Annotated in this window: 15 protein-coding genes and 1 riboswitch; of the genes, 11 read left to right on the top strand and 4 right to left on the bottom strand. The window is 70.5% G+C overall.

Features of this window, described 5'->3' with window-relative positions; translation table 11 throughout:
- Positions 1-112: 112 nt before the first annotated feature.
- The 3 genes from glyA to gcvT all read right to left on the bottom strand — a co-directional run bounded on the left by glyA (position 113) and on the right by gcvT (position 2,999).
- Entirely contained in the window at positions 113-1,369 is a 1,257-nt protein-coding gene (glyA, locus tag OG490_RS25985) for a serine hydroxymethyltransferase (RefSeq protein ID WP_266881241.1), read from the bottom strand.
- 15 nt (positions 1,370-1,384) lie between these two features.
- Positions 1,385-1,768: a glycine cleavage system protein GcvH gene (gcvH, locus tag OG490_RS25990; protein WP_330298687.1), complete on the bottom strand. Its 384-nt coding sequence runs from the start codon at positions 1,766-1,768 to the stop codon at positions 1,385-1,387.
- A 115-nt stretch (positions 1,769-1,883) separates the two neighbouring features.
- On the bottom strand, positions 1,884-2,999 hold the full coding sequence (gcvT, locus tag OG490_RS25995; protein WP_330298688.1) for a glycine cleavage system aminomethyltransferase GcvT: 1,116 nt from the start codon (positions 2,997-2,999) through the stop codon (positions 1,884-1,886).
- Positions 3,000-3,183: 184 nt separating this feature from the next.
- Positions 3,184-3,286: riboswitch (glycine riboswitch) on the bottom strand.
- Between the two features lie 167 nt (positions 3,287-3,453).
- Here gcvT and OG490_RS26000 point away from each other — a divergent pair.
- From OG490_RS26000 to OG490_RS26050, 11 genes are all read left to right on the top strand, one after another.
- Positions 3,454-4,251, top strand: a complete 798-nt coding sequence (locus OG490_RS26000; RefSeq protein WP_330298689.1) for an AAA family ATPase — start codon at positions 3,454-3,456, stop codon at positions 4,249-4,251.
- A gap of 90 nt (positions 4,252-4,341) precedes the next feature.
- Positions 4,342-5,052 (top strand): enhanced serine sensitivity protein SseB, encoded by a 711-nt coding sequence (locus OG490_RS26005; protein ID WP_330298690.1) that lies wholly within the window; start codon positions 4,342-4,344, stop codon positions 5,050-5,052.
- 67 nt (positions 5,053-5,119) lie between these two features.
- The gene (locus OG490_RS26010; protein ID WP_330298691.1) at positions 5,120-5,860 is read left to right on the top strand and encodes an enhanced serine sensitivity protein SseB C-terminal domain-containing protein; all 741 of its coding nucleotides are present in this window, start codon (positions 5,120-5,122) and stop codon (positions 5,858-5,860) included.
- A 486-nt stretch (positions 5,861-6,346) separates the two neighbouring features.
- The gene (locus tag OG490_RS26015) at positions 6,347-7,339 is read left to right on the top strand and encodes an ABC transporter permease (protein ID WP_330298692.1); all 993 of its coding nucleotides are present in this window, start codon (positions 6,347-6,349) and stop codon (positions 7,337-7,339) included.
- Between the two features lie 40 nt (positions 7,340-7,379).
- Positions 7,380-9,146, top strand: coding sequence for an ABC transporter substrate-binding protein (locus tag OG490_RS26020; protein ID WP_330298693.1), 1,767 nt, complete (start codon positions 7,380-7,382; stop codon positions 9,144-9,146).
- Positions 9,147-9,328: 182 nt separating this feature from the next.
- Positions 9,329-10,330, top strand: coding sequence for an ABC transporter permease (locus tag OG490_RS26025; protein WP_330298694.1), 1,002 nt, complete (start codon positions 9,329-9,331; stop codon positions 10,328-10,330).
- Between the two features lie 68 nt (positions 10,331-10,398).
- A complete protein-coding gene (locus OG490_RS26030) occupies positions 10,399-11,475 on the top strand; it encodes an ABC transporter ATP-binding protein (RefSeq protein ID WP_330301071.1) in 1,077 nt (358 codons plus the stop codon).
- Positions 11,472-12,593, top strand: coding sequence for an ABC transporter ATP-binding protein (locus OG490_RS26035; RefSeq protein ID WP_443065878.1), 1,122 nt, complete (start codon positions 11,472-11,474; stop codon positions 12,591-12,593). The genes OG490_RS26030 and OG490_RS26035 overlap by 4 nt, the downstream gene beginning before the upstream one ends.
- Positions 12,594-12,793: 200 nt before the next feature.
- Complete coding sequence (locus tag OG490_RS26040) at positions 12,794-13,450, top strand: trimeric intracellular cation channel family protein (RefSeq protein WP_330298695.1); 657 nt, start codon at positions 12,794-12,796, stop codon at positions 13,448-13,450.
- 100 nt (positions 13,451-13,550) lie between these two features.
- Complete coding sequence (locus OG490_RS26045; RefSeq protein ID WP_330298696.1) at positions 13,551-14,417, top strand: thioesterase family protein; 867 nt, start codon at positions 13,551-13,553, stop codon at positions 14,415-14,417.
- Between the two features lie 121 nt (positions 14,418-14,538).
- Positions 14,539-15,702, top strand: coding sequence for a cysteine desulfurase family protein (locus tag OG490_RS26050; RefSeq protein ID WP_330298697.1), 1,164 nt, complete (start codon positions 14,539-14,541; stop codon positions 15,700-15,702).
- 51 nt (positions 15,703-15,753) lie between these two features.
- Here OG490_RS26050 and OG490_RS26055 read toward each other — a convergent pair whose 3' ends face one another.
- Positions 15,754-16,740 carry a helix-turn-helix transcriptional regulator gene (locus tag OG490_RS26055; protein WP_330298698.1) on the bottom strand — a complete coding sequence of 329 codons (987 nt, stop codon included), beginning with the start codon at positions 16,738-16,740 and terminating at the stop codon, positions 15,754-15,756.
- Positions 16,741-16,949 lie beyond the last annotated feature (209 nt).

Raw genomic sequence — 16,949 nt, forward strand, 5'->3', positions numbered from 1 at the left:
TTTGCCATTTTTTGGCCGATTCAGTGGCAATGGGCCGCATCCGCCTGGGGCTTTGGTCATGAGAAGGGCCCGGCCCTGTGCAAAACAAGACCGGGCCCCCTCGAGCCGGCGCCTAGAGCGTCGGGTACAGCGGGAACTTCGCGGCGAGCGCGGAGACGCGCGCCTTGAGGTCGTCCGCGTCGTAGGCGGGCTTGAGCGCCTGCGCGATGATCTCGGCGACCTCGGTGAAGGCCTCGGCGTCGAAACCGCGGGTGGCCAGCGCCGGCGTACCGATCCGCAGACCCGAGGTGACCATCGGCGGCCGCGGGTCGTTCGGGATGGCGTTGCGGTTGACCGTGATGCCGACCTCGTGGAGGCGGTCCTCGGCCTGCTGACCGTCCAGCTCGGAGTTGCGCAGGTCGACCAGGACCAGGTGCACGTCGGTGCCGCCGGTGAGGACGTCCACGCCCACGGCCTTGACGTCGTCCTGGACCAGACGGGCGGCGAGGATCTTCGCACCCTCCAGGGTGCGCTCCTGGCGCTCCTTGAACTCGGGCGAGGCCGCCACGAGGAAGGAGACGGCCTTGGCCGCGATCACGTGCTCCAGCGGGCCGCCCTGCTGGCCCGGGAAGACCGCGGAGTTGATCTTCTTGGCCAGCTCCTGCGTCGACAGGATGACACCGCCGCGCGGACCGCCGAGGGTCTTGTGCGTGGTGGTGGTGACGACGTGGGCGTGCGGCACCGGGTTCGGGTGCAGACCCGCGGCGACCAGGCCGGCGAAGTGCGCCATGTCGACCATCAGGTACGCGCCGACCTCGTCCGCGATGCGGCGGAAGGCGGCGAAATCCAGCTGGCGCGGGTAGGCGGACCAGCCCGCGACGATCAGCTGCGGCTTGGACTCCTTGGCGAGGCGCTCGACCTCGGCCATGTCGACCTCGCCGGTCTCGTCGACGTGGTACGGGACCACGTTGTAGAGCTTGCCCGAGAAGTTGATCTTCATGCCGTGGGTCAGGTGACCGCCGTGGGCCAGGTTCAGGCCCATGATCGTGTCGCCCGGCTTGATCAGCGCGAACATCGCCGCCGCGTTGGCCTGCGCGCCCGAGTGGGGCTGCACGTTCGCGGCCTCGGCACCGAACAGCGCCTTGATGCGGTCGATCGCGATCTGCTCGACGACGTCCACGTGCTCGCAGCCGCCGTAGTAGCGGCGGCCCGGGTAGCCCTCGGCGTACTTGTTGGTCAGGACCGAGCCCTGGGCCTCCATGACGGCGACCGGAGCGAAGTTCTCCGACGCGATCATTTCCAGGGTCGACTGCTGGCGCACGAGCTCGGCGTCGACGGCGGCGGCGACGTCGGGGTCGAGCTCATGGAGAGGGGTGTTCAGTACGGACATCAAGATCCCCTGAGGTCAGTTGTCGGAGTGGGTGAGCGCGGCGTACTCCTCGGCGGAGAGCAGGTCGGCCGGCTCCTCCGCGATGCGCACCTTGAACAGCCAGCCACCCTCGAAGGGGGCGGTGTTGACGAGCGCCGGGTCGTCGACGACGTCCTGGTTGAACTCGACGACCTCACCGGTGACGGGGGAGTACAGGTCGCTGACCGACTTGGTCGACTCCAGCTCGCCACAGGTCTCGCCTGCGGTCACCGTGTCGCCGACCTCGGGAAGCTGGGCGTAGACGACGTCACCGAGCGCGTTGGCCGCGAACTCCGTGATGCCGACCGTCGAGACACCGTCCACGGCGGCCGACAGCCACTCGTGCTCCTTGCTGAAACGCAGCTGCTGGGGGTTGCTCATGACCTGATTCTCCTGGATGCGGGGGAGTGGATCGAACAGTGGTCTTGCGTGCGCGGGCGTGCGCCCCTACGGGAAGCCGCGAGGGCGACCCGTACGGCCGGAGTCCGTCGAAGGGTTACTTCTGCCGCTTATAGAAGGGCAGGGCCACGACTTCGTACGCCTCATGCGTACCGCGAATGTCCACGCCGACGCCGGAGGTGCCGGGCGCGGCGTACGCCGCGTCCACGTAGGCCATCGCGATCGGCTTGCCCAGCGTCGGGGACGGGGCGCCCGAGGTGACCTCGCCGACGACCTGGCCGTCGAAGGTGACGGAGAAGCCGGCGCGCGGGACGCGGCGGCCCTCGGCGATCAGGCCGACCAGCTTGCGCGGCGGGTTGGAGGCGGCCCGCTCGGCGGCGGCCTCCAGGGCGGCGCGGCCGACGAACTCGCCCTCCTTCTCGAACTTCACGACCCGGCCCAGACCCGCGTCAAACGGGGTGAGGGAGGTGGTCAGCTCGTGCCCGTACAGCGGCATGCCCGCCTCCAGGCGCAGCGTGTCGCGGCAGGACAGACCGGCCGGGACCAGGCCGACGCCCTCGCCCGCCTTGGTCAGCGCCTGCCACAGCTCCACGGCGTGCTGGGGGGCGACGAACAGCTCGAAGCCGTCCTCGCCGGTGTAGCCCGTGCGCGCGATCAGCGCGGGCACCCCGGCGACCGTGCCGGGCAGGCCGGCGTAGTACTTCAGCCCGTCCAGGTCGGCGTCGGTGAGGGAGGCGAGGATGCCGGGGGACTCGGGACCCTGGACCGCGAGCAGCGCGTACGCGTCACGGTCGTCACGGACCTCGGCGTCGAAGCCGGCGGCGCGCTCGGTGATCGCGTCGAGGACGACCTGGGCGTTGGAGGCGTTGGCGACGACCATGTACTCGGTCTCGCCCAGGCGGTAGACGATCAGGTCGTCGAGGATGCCGCCGTCTTCCTGGCAGATGTGCGTGTAGCGGGCGCGGCCGACGCCGACGGTGGAGATGTTGCCGACCAGTGCGTAGTCCAGGACCTTGACGGCCTCGGGGCCGGTCAGGGTGATCTCGCCCATGTGGGAGAGGTCGAACAGACCGGCCTTGGTGCGGACGGCGTTGTGCTCGTCGCGCTCGCTGGCGTACCGCAGGGGCATGTCCCAGCCCGCGAAGTCGGTCATGGTCGCACCGAGCTCACGGTGCAGCGCATCGAGGGCGGTCAGGCGGGGGGCAGTGCTCATGGGTGTGGCTCCCGGGTCCCAGGGCATGACATGACGAGGAGGAGTTCCTCCCCATCTGTCATCGGAACCTGAGAGGTTCGCCGAGAGTTCCCCGCTTCCAGGGGAAGGTCTTCGACTTGCACCTTGGGTGGAGCCGACGCCGGTGCCCTGACGGGCGGTGGCGCGGCTCGCTTTTCAGATCTGCCTCATCCACGCGGTACGGGGCCTGAGAGATTCAAGGGAGGTACTTGCTCCTTCGGCGTCCGCCACGGCCTTTCGGCCGGTCGGAACTCTCCCGCGTGGATTCAAGCGGCCGGTATGCAGTTGGTGTCCAGATGGCGCACATCATTGCACGGCGTGCGGCCGAATGGGGGAGGGGGTCCGGAAGCGGAGCGGAACCGGTGGCCCCGGATTACCGTCTCTTTACATTCAGGGGGAAGGGTCCACGTGACCCGATGCGGGGGAGGCGATCACTGTGCGGAGATTCGGAGCGCTGGCGGCGGCAGGTACGCAGACGGCGAGGCCGGAGACGGCGAGGCCGGAGACGGCGAGTACGGAGACGGGCGCGGGCAGGGGCGCCGGCACCGGCGGCGCCGCGGCCCCCGGGGTGCCGACGCAGCGCAGCGTCGTACGGACCGGAGCGACGGGGAGGGTACGGGACCTGCGCGCGGCCCGGGCCGCGACCGGCTCGGCGGCCCCCGGGCGGCTCCGCTTCGCCGAGGGGGACATCGTGGTCGTCTCCGGACTGCCCGGCGGCGGCAAGACCACCCTGCTCAAGCGGGCCGCCGAAGGCGGCGGCATCGACTCCCAGGACGCGCGCGAGCGGTGGGAGCGCCGGATGCCGGCCGCGCTGCCCTACGCCGTCTACCGACCCGCGGTCCGGATGGCCCACTACTGGGGACTGTGGCGGGTGCTCCGCTCCGGCGCCTCGGTCGTGGTCCACGACTGCGGTACGCAGAGCTGGGTGCGCGGCCTCCTCGCCCGGGCCGCCCGGCGCCGGGGCCGCGCCCTGCACCTGGTGCTCCTGGACACCACCCCCGAGGAGGCCCGGGCCGGGCAGGCCGCGCGGGGCCGGGGCGTGTCGGCGTACGCCTTCGCCCGGCACCGGGGCGCGGTGGCCCGGCTGCTGCGCGAGGCGGAGTCGGGCCGTCCGCCGGCCGGCTGCGCCTCGGTGATCCTCCTGGACCGCCCGGCGGCCTCCCGCCTGACGGCGATCGGCTTCCACCGGCCGTGCGGCCAGGGGGTGCCGCCGGCCGGACCGGCCCTTCAGTGAGCCGCGCCACTACGGCTCCCGCCTCGACGGACGGCCCGGTTCCGCCCGTTAACCTCGGGGCGGAACAAGGGCAAGCAAGCGGAGGCGTACATGTGGCCGGGTAACGAGCTGGAGCAGGTGCTCGGGGCGGCGCTGGGGCAGGCGGAGGCCGGCGGGCGGATCCTCGAAGTGCTCGGGCGCAGCCAGGTGTGGATCCCGCTGCCCGGGGGCGTGGACAGCCTGGACCTACCGACCATGGAGATCAACGGCGCCGCGTACGTGCCCGTCTACACCTCCGAGGAGCAGCTGCGAGCCTGCGCCGGCCCCGCCATGGACTTCGCCGTCGCCCCCGCCGTGGACTTCGCCCGGGGCCTGCCCCCGCAGCTGGGCATCGCGCTCAACCCCGAGGGGGCCGTCGGAGCCCCACTGCCCCCGCCCGCCGTCGCGGAGCTCTGCCGGATGGGCCGCAGCCCGCTCGACGGCCCCGCCACCGGCGGCCGGGTCCGGCTCTTCGAGCCCGACTGGCAGGAGGATCCGGTGGACTTCCTGGCCGCCGCCGCGGAGGAGTTCCGGGCGAGCGGAGCCGTCGCGGCCGCCCACCGCTGCCTCGCCAGCGTCGAGGGCGGGGCCCCGCAGCTGTACATCGGTGTCCGATTGGTGGGATGGGATCCCGCGATGCGGAACGCCCCGATGGAAGCCCTGGGGCGCGCGCTGGCCCGGGTACCGGCCCCCTGGCCTGTGCAGTTGATCCTCCTGGACGGCGTCGAAGACCCGGTCGTCGACTTCATCGTTACGCGCGTACGCCCCTTCCACCTGCTGTAGGCACGCTTAAGCTGGTGACGGACACGCGTGGGCGACGGGCGGACGAAGAGACGAAGAGGGGTACCGGGTGAGTGCGTCAGGCACGGCCGCGGTCGGGCAGGTCGAGCACATGCTGCGCCAGGTGACTCCCGGGCGCTATGAGAGCTACGAGTCACTCCTGCACGCCCTCGCCGAGGGCCGGCTGTGGATGCTGCTCTGGCAAGGGCAGCCCGGCTCCCCGGACGCCCAGTACGGCGGCATGGAGGTCGAGAACCTCGGGTACGCGCCCTGCGTGACCTCCCCGCAGGAGCTGGCCGCCAGCGGCTGGAACCGCGGCTACGAGGTGGTCACCGGCCGGGACATCGCCCGCGCCCTCTACCCGGACCGCTGGGGGCTGTGGCTCAACCCGCACGCCCAGGGCGGCGGCGTCGGCATTCCCTGGGCCGACCTGCGCCGGATCGCCACCGGCCTGGAGCGGATGCCCGCCGGGCCGCTGCGGCTGTCCGAGCCCGCCATCGAGCTCCCGCAGTTCTACGGGCTGCTCACGCAGCACGCGCACCGCACGCCCGCCGTGCGCTCGCTGCGCCGCGCCTGGGTGCAGCCCGCGCTCGGGTCCCCGTACCTGGCCGTGGGGCTCGACCTGTACGACGCCTCCTCGCACGCGCTGGAGTCCGTACGGGAAATGATGCGCCAGTCGGTCGGCGTGGTCCCCGAGGGCGTGCCCGTGTGCACGGTCGCCCTCGCCGACGAGCACGACCCCGTCGCGATGTGGCTGCGCGCCCGCACCCGGCCGTTCTACGACCGCGAGGGACAGGCGCCCGCCTACTGAGACATCGGTATCAAGCCACCTGAGGCCGCACGGAACACTCGTTCCGTGCGGCCTTTGCGTTGTCCTGATTTCGACCCTGATGTACGCCCAATAGGCATGGTAGTACGCCGAGTTGGGCGCCATGTCCGATTCCGTACCGAACGGGCTGTCTTGCTCCGCTGAGGTGGCAGTGAAGTCCGGATAACGGGAACTCGACCCTCACATCACGGTTGCGCATCCATTCACCTGCGGGTCTGGCGGCTGATCGAGCGCCCGATGAAGACTCCCCACCCAAGAGCGGGTCAGTCCTCCAACGGCTGGTTCGCCACGTGAAATTCCTTTGTCGTTTCGCACAGCACCACGTGCACCACCAGCAACGCATGTACTGCCAGTCCCGCGCTGCTGGGCACACCGCACACCGCACTCCGAGCGCCACTCCGCACCAACGCCGCTACAGCGGCGGGCATGGGCCGGCCCACCCGTCGGCCGAGAGGGGTCCCCACCACGATGACGGCACCACTGCATGACACGAGCGCGGAGACACCCGCACCCGTGTCCGTAGCCGACGTCCCAGCCAAGGCCATCGAAGGCCGCTCGCCCGGCCGCATCGCATGGATGCGGCTCAAGCGCGACAAGGTCGCGCTGACGGGCGGCGTGATCGTGATCTTCCTGATCCTGGTGGCGGTCTTCGCCCCGCTGATCGTGAGCCTGCTGGGCCACCCGCCCAACGAGTTCCACGAAGATCTGCTCGACCCGGAGTTCGGTACGCCGCTCGGATCGTTCGGCGGCATCAGCTCCGACTACCTGCTGGGCGTCGAACCGACCAACGGACGCGACGTGTTCAGCCGGATCGTCTACGGCTCGCAGATCTCCTTGATCGTCGCCTTCCTGGCGGCCTTCGTCTCCGTCGTCCTCGGCAGCCTGCTGGGAGCCCTCGCCGGCTTCCTGGGCGGCTGGGTCGACGGGCTCATCAGCCGCACGATGGACCTGCTGCTGGCCTTCCCGCAGCTGCTCTTCACCATCTCGCTGGTCTCGGTGGTCCCCAACTCCCTCTGGGGCTTCACCGGTTCCGGCGTCCGGATGGGCGTGCTGGTCGTCGTCATCGGCTTCTTCGGCTGGCCGTACATCGGCCGCATCGTGCGGGGCCAGACGATCTCGTTGCGCGAACGCGAGTACGTCGAGGCCGCGCGCAGCCTCGGCGCGGGCAGCGGATACATCCTGATCAAGGAGCTGCTGCCGAACCTGGTCGCGCCGATCCTCGTCTACACGACGCTGATCATCCCGACCAACATCCTGACGGAGGCGGCCCTCAGCTTCCTCGGTGCCGGGGTCAAGCCGCCCACGGCCTCCTGGGGAAAGATGCTGTCGGATGCCATCCCCATCTACCAGGACGACCCCATGTACATGGTGGTTCCCGGTATGACGATCTTCATCACCGTCCTGGCGTTCAACCTCTTCGGGGACGGGCTGCGTGACGCACTCGACCCCAAGGGCAGCTGAACCGCTTCAACGCTTCACCCACCTATGGAGGTTGGACAACGTGATCCGCAGAAAGAAGGCGCTCGCGATCACCGCGGTGGTCGCTGCCCTGTCGGTGTCCGCCGTGGCGTGTGACAAGGCCGCGGACAAGAAGCCGGACGCCAAGGCGTCCGCCGGCGCCAGCGGCTTCAACGCCGCGACCACCGGGGTCGTGAACCCGTCGACCGCCAAGGGCGGCGAGCTCAAGCTCTGGTCCCCGCAGGACGTCGACTTCCTCGACCCGGCGCGCGCCTACTACGGCTTCGTGTGGAACCTGCAGCGGCTCTACATACGCCAGCTGTTCGCGTACGACAGCAAGCCGGGCGCGGCGGGCACCAAGCTGGTCCCGGACCTCGCCGCGGCCGACCCGGTCCTGAGCAACGACGGCAAGACCTACACCGTCAAGATCAAGGACGGCGTGAAGTTCGAGGACGGCACGCCGATCACCTCGAAGGACTTCAAGTACGGCATCGAGCGCGTCTTCGCGCAGGACGTGCTGTCGGGCGGTCCCACGTACCTGATCGACGTTCTCGACCAGGGCCAGAAGTACCCCGGCCCGTACAAGGACACCGACCCCAACAAGATGGGTCTGAAGTCCGTCGAGACGCCGGACGACAAGACGATCGTCTTCAACCTGGCGAGCGCCAACTCCGACTTCAAGTACCTGCTGGCCATGCCCTCCTCCTCCCCGGTTCCGGCCGGCAAGGACACGGGTGCCACGTACACCAACAAGCCCGTCTCCACCGGCCCCTACAAGGTGTCGGAGTTCACGGCGAGCAAGGGCGCGACCTTCGTCCGCAACGAGAACTGGGACCCGAAGACGGACACGATCCGTACGGGCCTGCCGGACTCGGTCACCTTCACGGTGACCACCAACCCGGACGACATGGACGCGCGTCTGCTCTCCGGTGACATCGACCTCGCGGTCGACGGCACGGGCATGCAGTCGGCCGGCAAGAACAAGGTCCTCAAGGACGACGCGCTCAAGGCCAACGCGGACAACCCGTTCACGGGCTACATCCGCTACTTCGCCTTCCCGACGACCGTCGCCCCGTTCGACAACGTCGAGTGCCGCAAGGCCGTCATCTACGCGGCCGACCCCAAGTCCCTGCAGACGGCCCGTGGCGGCCCGACCAGCGGTGACCTCGGTGCGAACATGCTGCCGCCCGGCATCCCCGGCGCGGACAAGAAGTACGACCCGTTCAACCTGACCAAGGGCGAGCCGCAGCTCGACAAGGCCAAGGAGGCCCTCAAGGCCTGCAACAAGCCCGACGGGTTCACGACCACCATCGCGGTCCGCAACAACCGCGCCCCCGAGGTCAAGACCGCCGAGTCCCTGCAGGCGGCCCTCGACAAGGTCGGCATCAAGGCCACGATCGACCAGTACGACGGCAAGCTCTCCTCTTCCGTCATCGGCTCGCCCGAGAACGTGAAGGCCAAGGGCTACGGCATCATCGTGATGGGCTGGGGTGCCGACTACAACTCCGGTGCGGGATTCCTGCAGCCGCTGGTCGACGGGTCGTTCATCGCGCCGAACGCCAACAACAACTACACCATGATCAACGACCCTGAGATCAACGGGCTGTTCAAGACCGCCGCTGCCGCCGCCACTCCGGACGCCGCCGCGCCGTTCTACACCCAGATCAACCAGAAGATCATGGAGAAGGCCCTCTACCTGCCGATCAACTTCGACAAGGCCTTCGTCTACCACAACCCGCGCCTGACCAACGTCTACTTCAACGACTCGATGGGCAAGATCGACCTTGCCACCATCGGCGTCATGAAGTAGTCAGGGCCGCCGCAAGGTCCGGGCCGCCCGATCCCTCGGGCGGCCCGGACCCCCGGCTCGTCAGACACAGCTGGTTACGCCTTCACCGCACATGCGCTAGTCCGAAGGGCAGGTGAAGGCCGCAGGCGGCGGCTGTCGTCCCCACAAGGGGCGGCGGCCGTCAGCCCGAGCGGCCGACTGCAGTGCTCGTCTACCTCATACGGCGACTTTTCAACGTCGCCGCAACGCTGCTGGTGGTCTCCGCGGTCACTTTCGGCATCTTCTTCGCGGTCCCGAAGCTGACCGGCAGCGACCCGGCGCTCATGTATGCCGGACGCGAGACCAACGCGACCGCCCTGGCGGGCATCCGGGTCAAGATGGGCTTCGACAAGCCCATCTCCGAGCAGTACCTGATCTTCCTCAAGGGCATCTTCGCCGGCCGTGACTACGACGCCGGCGTAGAGATCACACACTGCCCGGCGCCGTGCTTCGGATACTCCTTCAAGACCGAGGTCCCGGTCTGGGACACCATGGTCGACCGCATGCCGGTCACCCTCTCGCTCGCCCTCGGGGCGGCCGTGATCTGGGTGATCGCGGGCGTGGCCACCGGGGTGATCTCCGCGCTCAGACGCCGGACCGTCGTCGACCGCACCGTCATGGTCGGCGCGCTCGCCGGTGTCTCCCTGCCGATCTTCTTCACCGGCATGGTGGCCCCCGCGATCTTCGTCTACAGCCTCGGCTGGCTGGACGTCTCCAATTACAAACCGCTCACCGAGGATCCGGTGGCCTGGCTCAACTCCCTGATCCTGCCCTGGGTGACCCTGGCCTTCCTCTTCGCCGCCACCTACGCCCGCATCACCCGCGCCACGATGCTGGAGGTGCTCGGCGAGGACTACATCCGCACCGCCCGCGCCAAGGGCCTCAAGGAGGGCGTGGTCATCCGCAAGCACGCCCTGCGCTCCACCCTCACCCCCGTCGTCACGATGTTCGGCCTCGACCTCGGCGGACTCCTCGGCGGCGCGGTGCTCACCGAGACGACCTTCAACTTCCAGGGTCTGGGGACGGCCGCCGTCGCCGCCATCGGCGCGGGCGACCTCCCGGTGATCATGGGTGTCACCCTGCTCGCCGCGCTCTTCGTGGTGGTGGCCAACCTGATCGTGGACCTGCTGTACGCCGTCATCGACCCGCGCGTGAGGCTGACGTGACCGAGAACCACACCACCACCGACGCCGACGCGGCATCCGCGACCGCCCCTGCCGCCACCCCCGCCTTCGTGCCCGAGCAGGGCGGGGTGCCCGGCCGGGCCTTCCTCTCGGTGCGCGACCTCAAGGTGCACTTCCCGACCGACGACGGCCTGGTCAAGTCCGTCGACGGGCTCTCCTTCGACCTGGAGCGCGGCAAGACCCTCGGCATCGTCGGCGAGTCCGGCTCCGGCAAGTCGGTCACCTCGCTCGCCATCATGGGCCTGCACCGCACCGGGCACGTCCGCAACCGCCCGCAGATCTCGGGCGAGGTCGTCCTCGACGGCGAGGACCTGGTCCAGGCCGACGCGGACCACGTACGCACCCTGCGCGGGCGCAAGATGGCGATGGTCTTCCAGGACCCGCTGTCCGCGATGCACCCGTACTACTCGGTCGGCAAGCAGATCATCGAGGCGTACCGGACCCACCAGGACGTGGACAAGAAGACCGCGCGCAAGCGGGCCATCGAGATGCTCGACCGCGTGGGCATCCCGGAGCCGCACCAGCGCGTGGACTCGTACCCCCACGAGTTCTCCGGCGGCATGCGCCAGCGCGCGATGATCGCGATGTCGCTGGTCAACAACCCCGAACTGCTCATCGCCGACGAGCCGACCACTGCCCTGGACGTCACCGTCCAGGCGCAGATCCTGGACCTGATCCGGGACCTGCAGCGGGAGTTCGGCTCCGCGGTCATCATGATCACGCACGACCTCGGCGTGGTCGCCGAGATGGCGGACGACATCCTCGTGATGTACGGCGGCCGGTGCGTCGAGCGCGGCAGCGCCGAGAAGATCTTCTACGAGCCCCGGCACCCCTACACCTGGGGCCTGCTCGGCTCGATGCCGCGCATCGACCGCGACCAGACCGAACGCCTCATCCCGGTCAAGGGTTCGCCGCCCAGCCTCATCAACATCCCGAGCGGCTGTGCCTTCCACCCGCGCTGCCCCTACGCCGACCTCCCCAAGGGCGGCATCACCCGTACCCAGCGGCCCGAGCTGGCCCTGGTCGACGGATCCGCGGAGGGCGACGGCCGGCACTGGGCCGCCTGCCACCTCTCCCCGGAGCAGCGGAACCGGATCTGGACCGAAGAGATTGCGCCGAAGCTGTGACCGATAAGAAGAAGACGGGTACGGGCACGGGCGCGGCCGCCGGAACGCTGCCCGCACAGGCGGCGGATTCCCCCGAACCGCTGCTGAGGGTGACCGGCCTGGTCAAGCACTTCCCCATCACCAAGGGGCTGCTGCGCCGCCAGGTCGGGGCCGTCAAGGCCGTCGACGGGATCGACTTCGAGGTCTACCCCGGCGAGACCCTCGGCATCGTCGGCGAGTCCGGCTGCGGCAAGTCCACCATGGGCCGGCTGATCACCCGGCTGCTCGAACCGACCGGCGGCAAGGTCGAGTTCGAGGGCAAGGACATCACGCACCTGAGCGTCGGCGGGATGCGTCCGCTGCGCCGCGACGTGCAGATGATCTTCCAGGACCCGTACGGCTCGCTGAACCCGCGCCACACGGTGGGCACCATCATCGGCGCGCCGTTCAAGCTCCAGGGGGTCCAGCCCGAGGGCGGCCTCAAGGCGGAGGTGCAGCGCCTCCTCTCCCTGGTCGGCCTCAACCCGGAGCACTACAACCGCTACCCGCACGAGTTCTCCGGCGGCCAGCGCCAGCGCATCGGCATCGCCCGCGCGCTGGCCCTGAACCCGAAGCTGGTCGTCGCGGACGAGCCGGTGTCGGCGCTGGACGTGTCGATCCAGGCCCAGGTGGTCAACCTGCTGGACGACCTCCAGGAGGAGCTCGGCCTCACGTACGTGATCATCGCGCACGACCTGTCGGTCATCCGGCACGTCTCGGACCGCATCGCGGTCATGTACCTCGGCAAGATCGTCGAGCTCGCCGACCGCAAGTCCCTGTACGAGGCGCCCATGCACCCGTACACGACCGCGCTGATGTCGGCCGTGCCGGTGCCGGACCCGAGGCGGCGCGGGGCCAAGAGCGGCCGCATCCTGCTCAAGGGCGACGTGCCGTCCCCGATCTCCCCGCCCGCCGGCTGCCGCTTCCACACGCGCTGCTGGAAGGCGACCCAGATCTGCACGACGCAGGAACCCCCGCTGGTCGCCCTCAAGACCGGCCACCAGGTCGCCTGCCACCACCCGGAGAACGCCCCCGACCAGGCCCCGGGCGACCCGGCCCTGCCGGGCGCCGCGGAGGCGGTCGCGACGGTCTCGGACTGACCCGGACAAAAATCAGCCCCGCCGGCGTTTGAGGCGCGGGGGCTCGGGGGCGGAGCCCCCGCAACGGCGCCGCACCCGGCCCCGGTCCGTCCCCCACGGGGGGTGTGTCCGGGGCCGGGCCGGTTCCCGGAGCCAACCCCGGAGCCGGGGGCAGGCCAACCCGTTCAGGCACGCCGCCAGGCGACCGGCAGAATGGGCCCGTGCTCCACGATCTCTTCCCGCCCGGAATCCAGCACGGCCTGGACCTCGCGGGCATCTTCGTCTTCGCGACGGCCGGCGCCCTGCTCGCCGTGCGCAAGAACTTCGACGTCTTCGGCATCGTCGTCCTCGCGCTCGTCACCGCCCTCGGCGGCGGTCTCTTCCGCGACATCGTCATCGGCGCCACTCCCGCCGCCGCCTTCGGTGACCTCGGCTTCTTCGTCACCCCGCTGATCGCCGCCGCGATCGTGTTCTTCCTGCATCCCGAGGTCCAGCGCATCAACCGCGCGATCAACGTCTTCGACGCGGCCGGCCTCGGGCTGTTCTGCGTGACGGGCACGACGAAGGCGTACGAGTACGGCCTCGGCCTCACCGCGTCCGCCGCGCTCGGCCTGGCGACGGCCGTCGGCGGGGGCGTCCTGCGCGACGTACTGGTCAACGAGGTGCCTTCGCTGCTGCGCGACCGCGAGATGTACGCCGTCCCGGCCATCATCGGCGCCTCGATGGTGGCCCTCTTCATCAGCTTCGACGCCCTGAACGCCGTCACCACGGGCCTGGCGATCGTCACGACCTTCGTGCTGCGGCTGCTGGCGATCCGCTACCACTGGCGCGCCCCGCTCGCCTGGAACCGCCGCTCGGCGGTGGCGGAGGAGCCGTAGGGCGTCTCTTTCGGATCCTGCAACGCCCGGTGCCCGGTCGTGACAGGGCCGCAACCCAGGAAAGCTACCGCTTAGTATTTGGTCGTTGTACGGTATTTCCATGTCACACGCAGCTGCCAAGGCTTCCATCGGCGACAGCGAGTTCGACCGCGACACCGCCGTCACCGCCCGCACGGGCGACCCCGGGGTGTACGACGCGGACCTCTCCGCCGGATGGACGATCATCACGGCCGTCAACGGCGGCTACCTCCTGGCCCTCGTCGGCCGCGCCCTCTCGGCGGCCCTGCCGCACCCGGACCCGTTCACGGTCTCCGCGCACTACCTGACCTCGTCGGTGCCCGGCCCCGCCGTGATCCGCACCGAGGTCGTACGCCTCGGCAACTCCCTCTCCACCGGCCAGGCCTCCCTCTTCCAGTACGACGAGAGCGGCGCCGAGATCGAGCGCCTGCGCGTGGTGGCCTCGTACGGGGACCTCTCCGAGCTCCCGGACGCCGTCCACACCACCGCCCTCCCGCCCGCCATGCCCGGCTACGAGGACTGCCTCGGCCCCGAGGCCGGCCCGGCCCCGATCCCCGGCAGCTCCGCCATCGTCGACCGGCTCCGGCTGCGCCTCGACCCGGCGACGGCCGGCTGGGCCCTCGGAGCGCCCTCCGGCAAGGGCGAGATGCGGGCCTGGTTCGAGCTCGCCGACGGGCGGGACGCGGACCCGATCTCCCTGCTCCTGGCGGTCGACGCGCTCCCGCCGACCTCCTTCGACCTGGGACTCCTCGGCTGGACCCCCACGGTGGAACTCACCGCCCACGTCCGCGCCCGCCCGGCCCCCGGCCCGATCCGCGTGGCCATCACCACCCGCAACCTGGCGGGCGGCTTCCTCGAGGAGGACGCGGAGGTCTGGGACTCCGCGAACCGCCTGGTGGCCCAGTCCCGCCAGCTGGCCCGCGCCCCGAGGGTCGCTCCGCGCTCCTGACGCGGGACGGCCCGGCCGCGGCTCCCCGGGGGACTCCGGGGAGCCCCCGGGAATTCGTAGGCATCCCGTAAGGTCCCGACGGGGCAATCCGTGGCACGGGGCCTCGTAGAATCGGGGGATCATGGCCTACCTCGACCACGCCGCCACCACTCCGATGCTCCCGGAGGCCGCTGCGGCGATGACCGCGCAGTTCGGCGTCACCGGCAACGCGTCCTCCCTGCACGCCGCCGGCCGCCGCGCCCGCCGCACCGTCGAGGAGGCCCGCGAGGCCCTCGCCGAGGCCCTCGGGGCCCGTCCGAGCGAGGTGGTGTTCACCGCGGGCGGTACCGAGGCCGACAACCTCGCCGTCAAGGGCCTCTACTGGGCCCGCCGCGACGCCGACCCCGCCCGGACCCGGATCCTCGCCAGCCCCGTGGAGCACCACGCCGTCCTCGACGCCGTGCACTGGCTCGCGGAACACGAAGGGGCCCGGGTCGAGTACCTCCCCGTCGACCGCTACGGCCGCGTGCACCCCGAGGCCTTCCGCGAGGCCGTCGAACGCGACCCCGACGACGTCGCCCTCGCCACCGTCATGTGGGCCAACAACGAGATCGGCACCGTCATGCCGGTCGCCGAACTCGCCGCCGTCGCCCGCGAATACGGCATCCCGCTGCACTCCGACGCCGTCCAGGCCTTCGGCCAGCTCGACGTCCGCTTCGGCGAGTCCGGGCTCGCCGCCATGACCGTCAGCAGCCACAAGGTCGGCGGACCCTACGGGATCGGCGCGCTGCTCCTCGGCCGCGACCAGACCCCCGTACCCGTCCTGCACGGCGGCGGCCAGGAGCGGCACGTCCGCTCCGGCACCCTCGACGTGCCCGCCGTCGCCGCCTTCGCGGTGGCCGCCGTACTCGCCGCCGAGCGGCGCGAGCACTTCGCCGCCGAGATCGGCGCGCTGCGCGACGGACTCGTCGCCGCCGTGCTCCGGGAGGTCCCCGACGCGGTCCTCGGAGGCGACCCGGCCGGCCGGCTCCCCGCCAACGCCCACTTCAGCTTCCCCGGCTGCGAGGGCGACTCCCTGCTCCTCCTCCTCGACGCCCAGGGCATCGAGTGCTCCACCGGCTCCGCCTGCACGGCGGGCGTGGCGCAGCCCAGCCACGTCCTGCTGGCCACCGGCACGGACCCGCAGCTGGCCCGCGGCACCCTGCGCTTCTCCCTCGGCCACACCTCCACGCAGGCCGACGTCGACGCGGTCGCCGCCGCCATCGGCCCGGCCGTGGCCCGAGCCCGCACGGCGGGACTGAGCTAGTGCCGCGTCAGGTGGCGCCGTAGGCCCGCTACGGGGTGGGGCGCGGGCGGGTCAGAGCCAGCCCCGTTGGGCGGCTTTGAGCCCCGCCTCGAAGCGGCTGGAGGCGTGCAGCCGCTCCATCAGGGCGGACATCTGCCTGCGCACGGTGCGCAGTGACACCCCGAGCTGCTTGCCGGCCGTTTCGTCGGTCATCCCGGACGCGAGCAGTTTCAGCAGTTCCCGCTCTCCCGGAGTGAGCGCTTCGCCGTCGGCGCGGGCGCGGTCCGCGCCGAGCGGCACCGCGGTCTCCCAGGTCTGCTCGAAGAGCGTGACGAGCGGGGCCACGATGCCGGCCGACCTGGTGCACAGCGCGCCGAGCCGGGAATTGCTCGGGTCGATGGGGATCAGGGCGGTGGTGCGGTCGAAGATCAGGAGGCGCTGCGGCAGGAGCGGTCCGGTGCGCACCTGGCCGCCGAGCCCGGTGAGCCAGCGCGCGTAGCCGAGGGTCGCAGGGTCGTTCCTGACGCTGTCCTGGTAGACGGTCCGCATTTCGACGCCGCGCAGCAGCGCCCGCTCGTCCAGCGGGCGGGACGCATCGAGGCTGGCCTCCGACTGAGCGCCCCCGGGCAGGATGGCGAGGCATTCGCGGGTGATGCCGATGGCCAGGGTCTCCAGACGGGACTGGATGGCGTCCAGACCCACCAGGCGCTCCGCGCCGTCGATCTCGGTATTGGGCAGCAAGTCGGCGAAATCGGATGCGAGTCGCGCGGCGGCCTCTTTGTTGCGGGCCAATTCCTGCTGTTTCTTTGCAAGTTCCTCTTCCTGGCGGCGCAGGATCGTCTCGAATCCCACATCGGGTCTGACGGCGCGCAATCCGCCGTGGACTTCCCGAGTGGGCCTCAAGAGTTCCAGGTCGACCAGGCGATCGAGTCCCTCGCGGACCTCGGTCTCGGTGAGTCCCAGCCGTTGGCTCAAATCGGCCACGCCCCCTGCGGGATTCTCCAGCATGCCCCGGTATATGGCCTCGACGCATGGCGCCAGACCCAGTGCTTCCAGCATTTTTCAGCCCCCCAGCCGAATACGAACGCCGTGTTGTGACGCTGTGAAGTGATCATATCGACGGTCCTCGATCTGACCTCAAGGTGCCAGGCCTTTTGGTGCCACCGGAAACCCCTTCCCGGTCGGTGGCGGCCCGAGCAGGATGGTGCTCACCGGAACGGCGGCGCACCAGCACCGCCCAAGGCCAGGGCCGAGAGGACGTTCCGGGC

Origin of the sequence: Streptomyces sp. NBC_00503 (assembly GCF_036346895.1) — a bacterium.
In the GTDB taxonomy this organism is placed as follows: domain Bacteria; phylum Actinomycetota; class Actinomycetes; order Streptomycetales; family Streptomycetaceae; genus Streptomyces.

Coding starts and splice junctions, on each gene's coding strand:
- OG490_RS26055 (WP_330298698.1), bottom strand. CDS start 16,740: ATGCTGGAAGCACTGGGTCTGGCGCCATGCGTCGAGGCCATATACCGG.
- gcvH (WP_330298687.1), bottom strand. CDS start 1,768: ATGAGCAACCCCCAGCAGCTGCGTTTCAGCAAGGAGCACGAGTGGCTG.
- OG490_RS26015 (WP_330298692.1), top strand. CDS start 6,347: ATGACGGCACCACTGCATGACACGAGCGCGGAGACACCCGCACCCGTG.
- OG490_RS26005 (WP_330298690.1), top strand. CDS start 4,342: ATGTGGCCGGGTAACGAGCTGGAGCAGGTGCTCGGGGCGGCGCTGGGG.
- OG490_RS26045 (WP_330298696.1), top strand. CDS start 13,551: ATGTCACACGCAGCTGCCAAGGCTTCCATCGGCGACAGCGAGTTCGAC.
- gcvT (WP_330298688.1), bottom strand. CDS start 2,999: ATGAGCACTGCCCCCCGCCTGACCGCCCTCGATGCGCTGCACCGTGAG.
- glyA (WP_266881241.1), bottom strand. CDS start 1,369: ATGTCCGTACTGAACACCCCTCTCCATGAGCTCGACCCCGACGTCGCC.
- OG490_RS26050 (WP_330298697.1), top strand. CDS start 14,539: ATGGCCTACCTCGACCACGCCGCCACCACTCCGATGCTCCCGGAGGCC.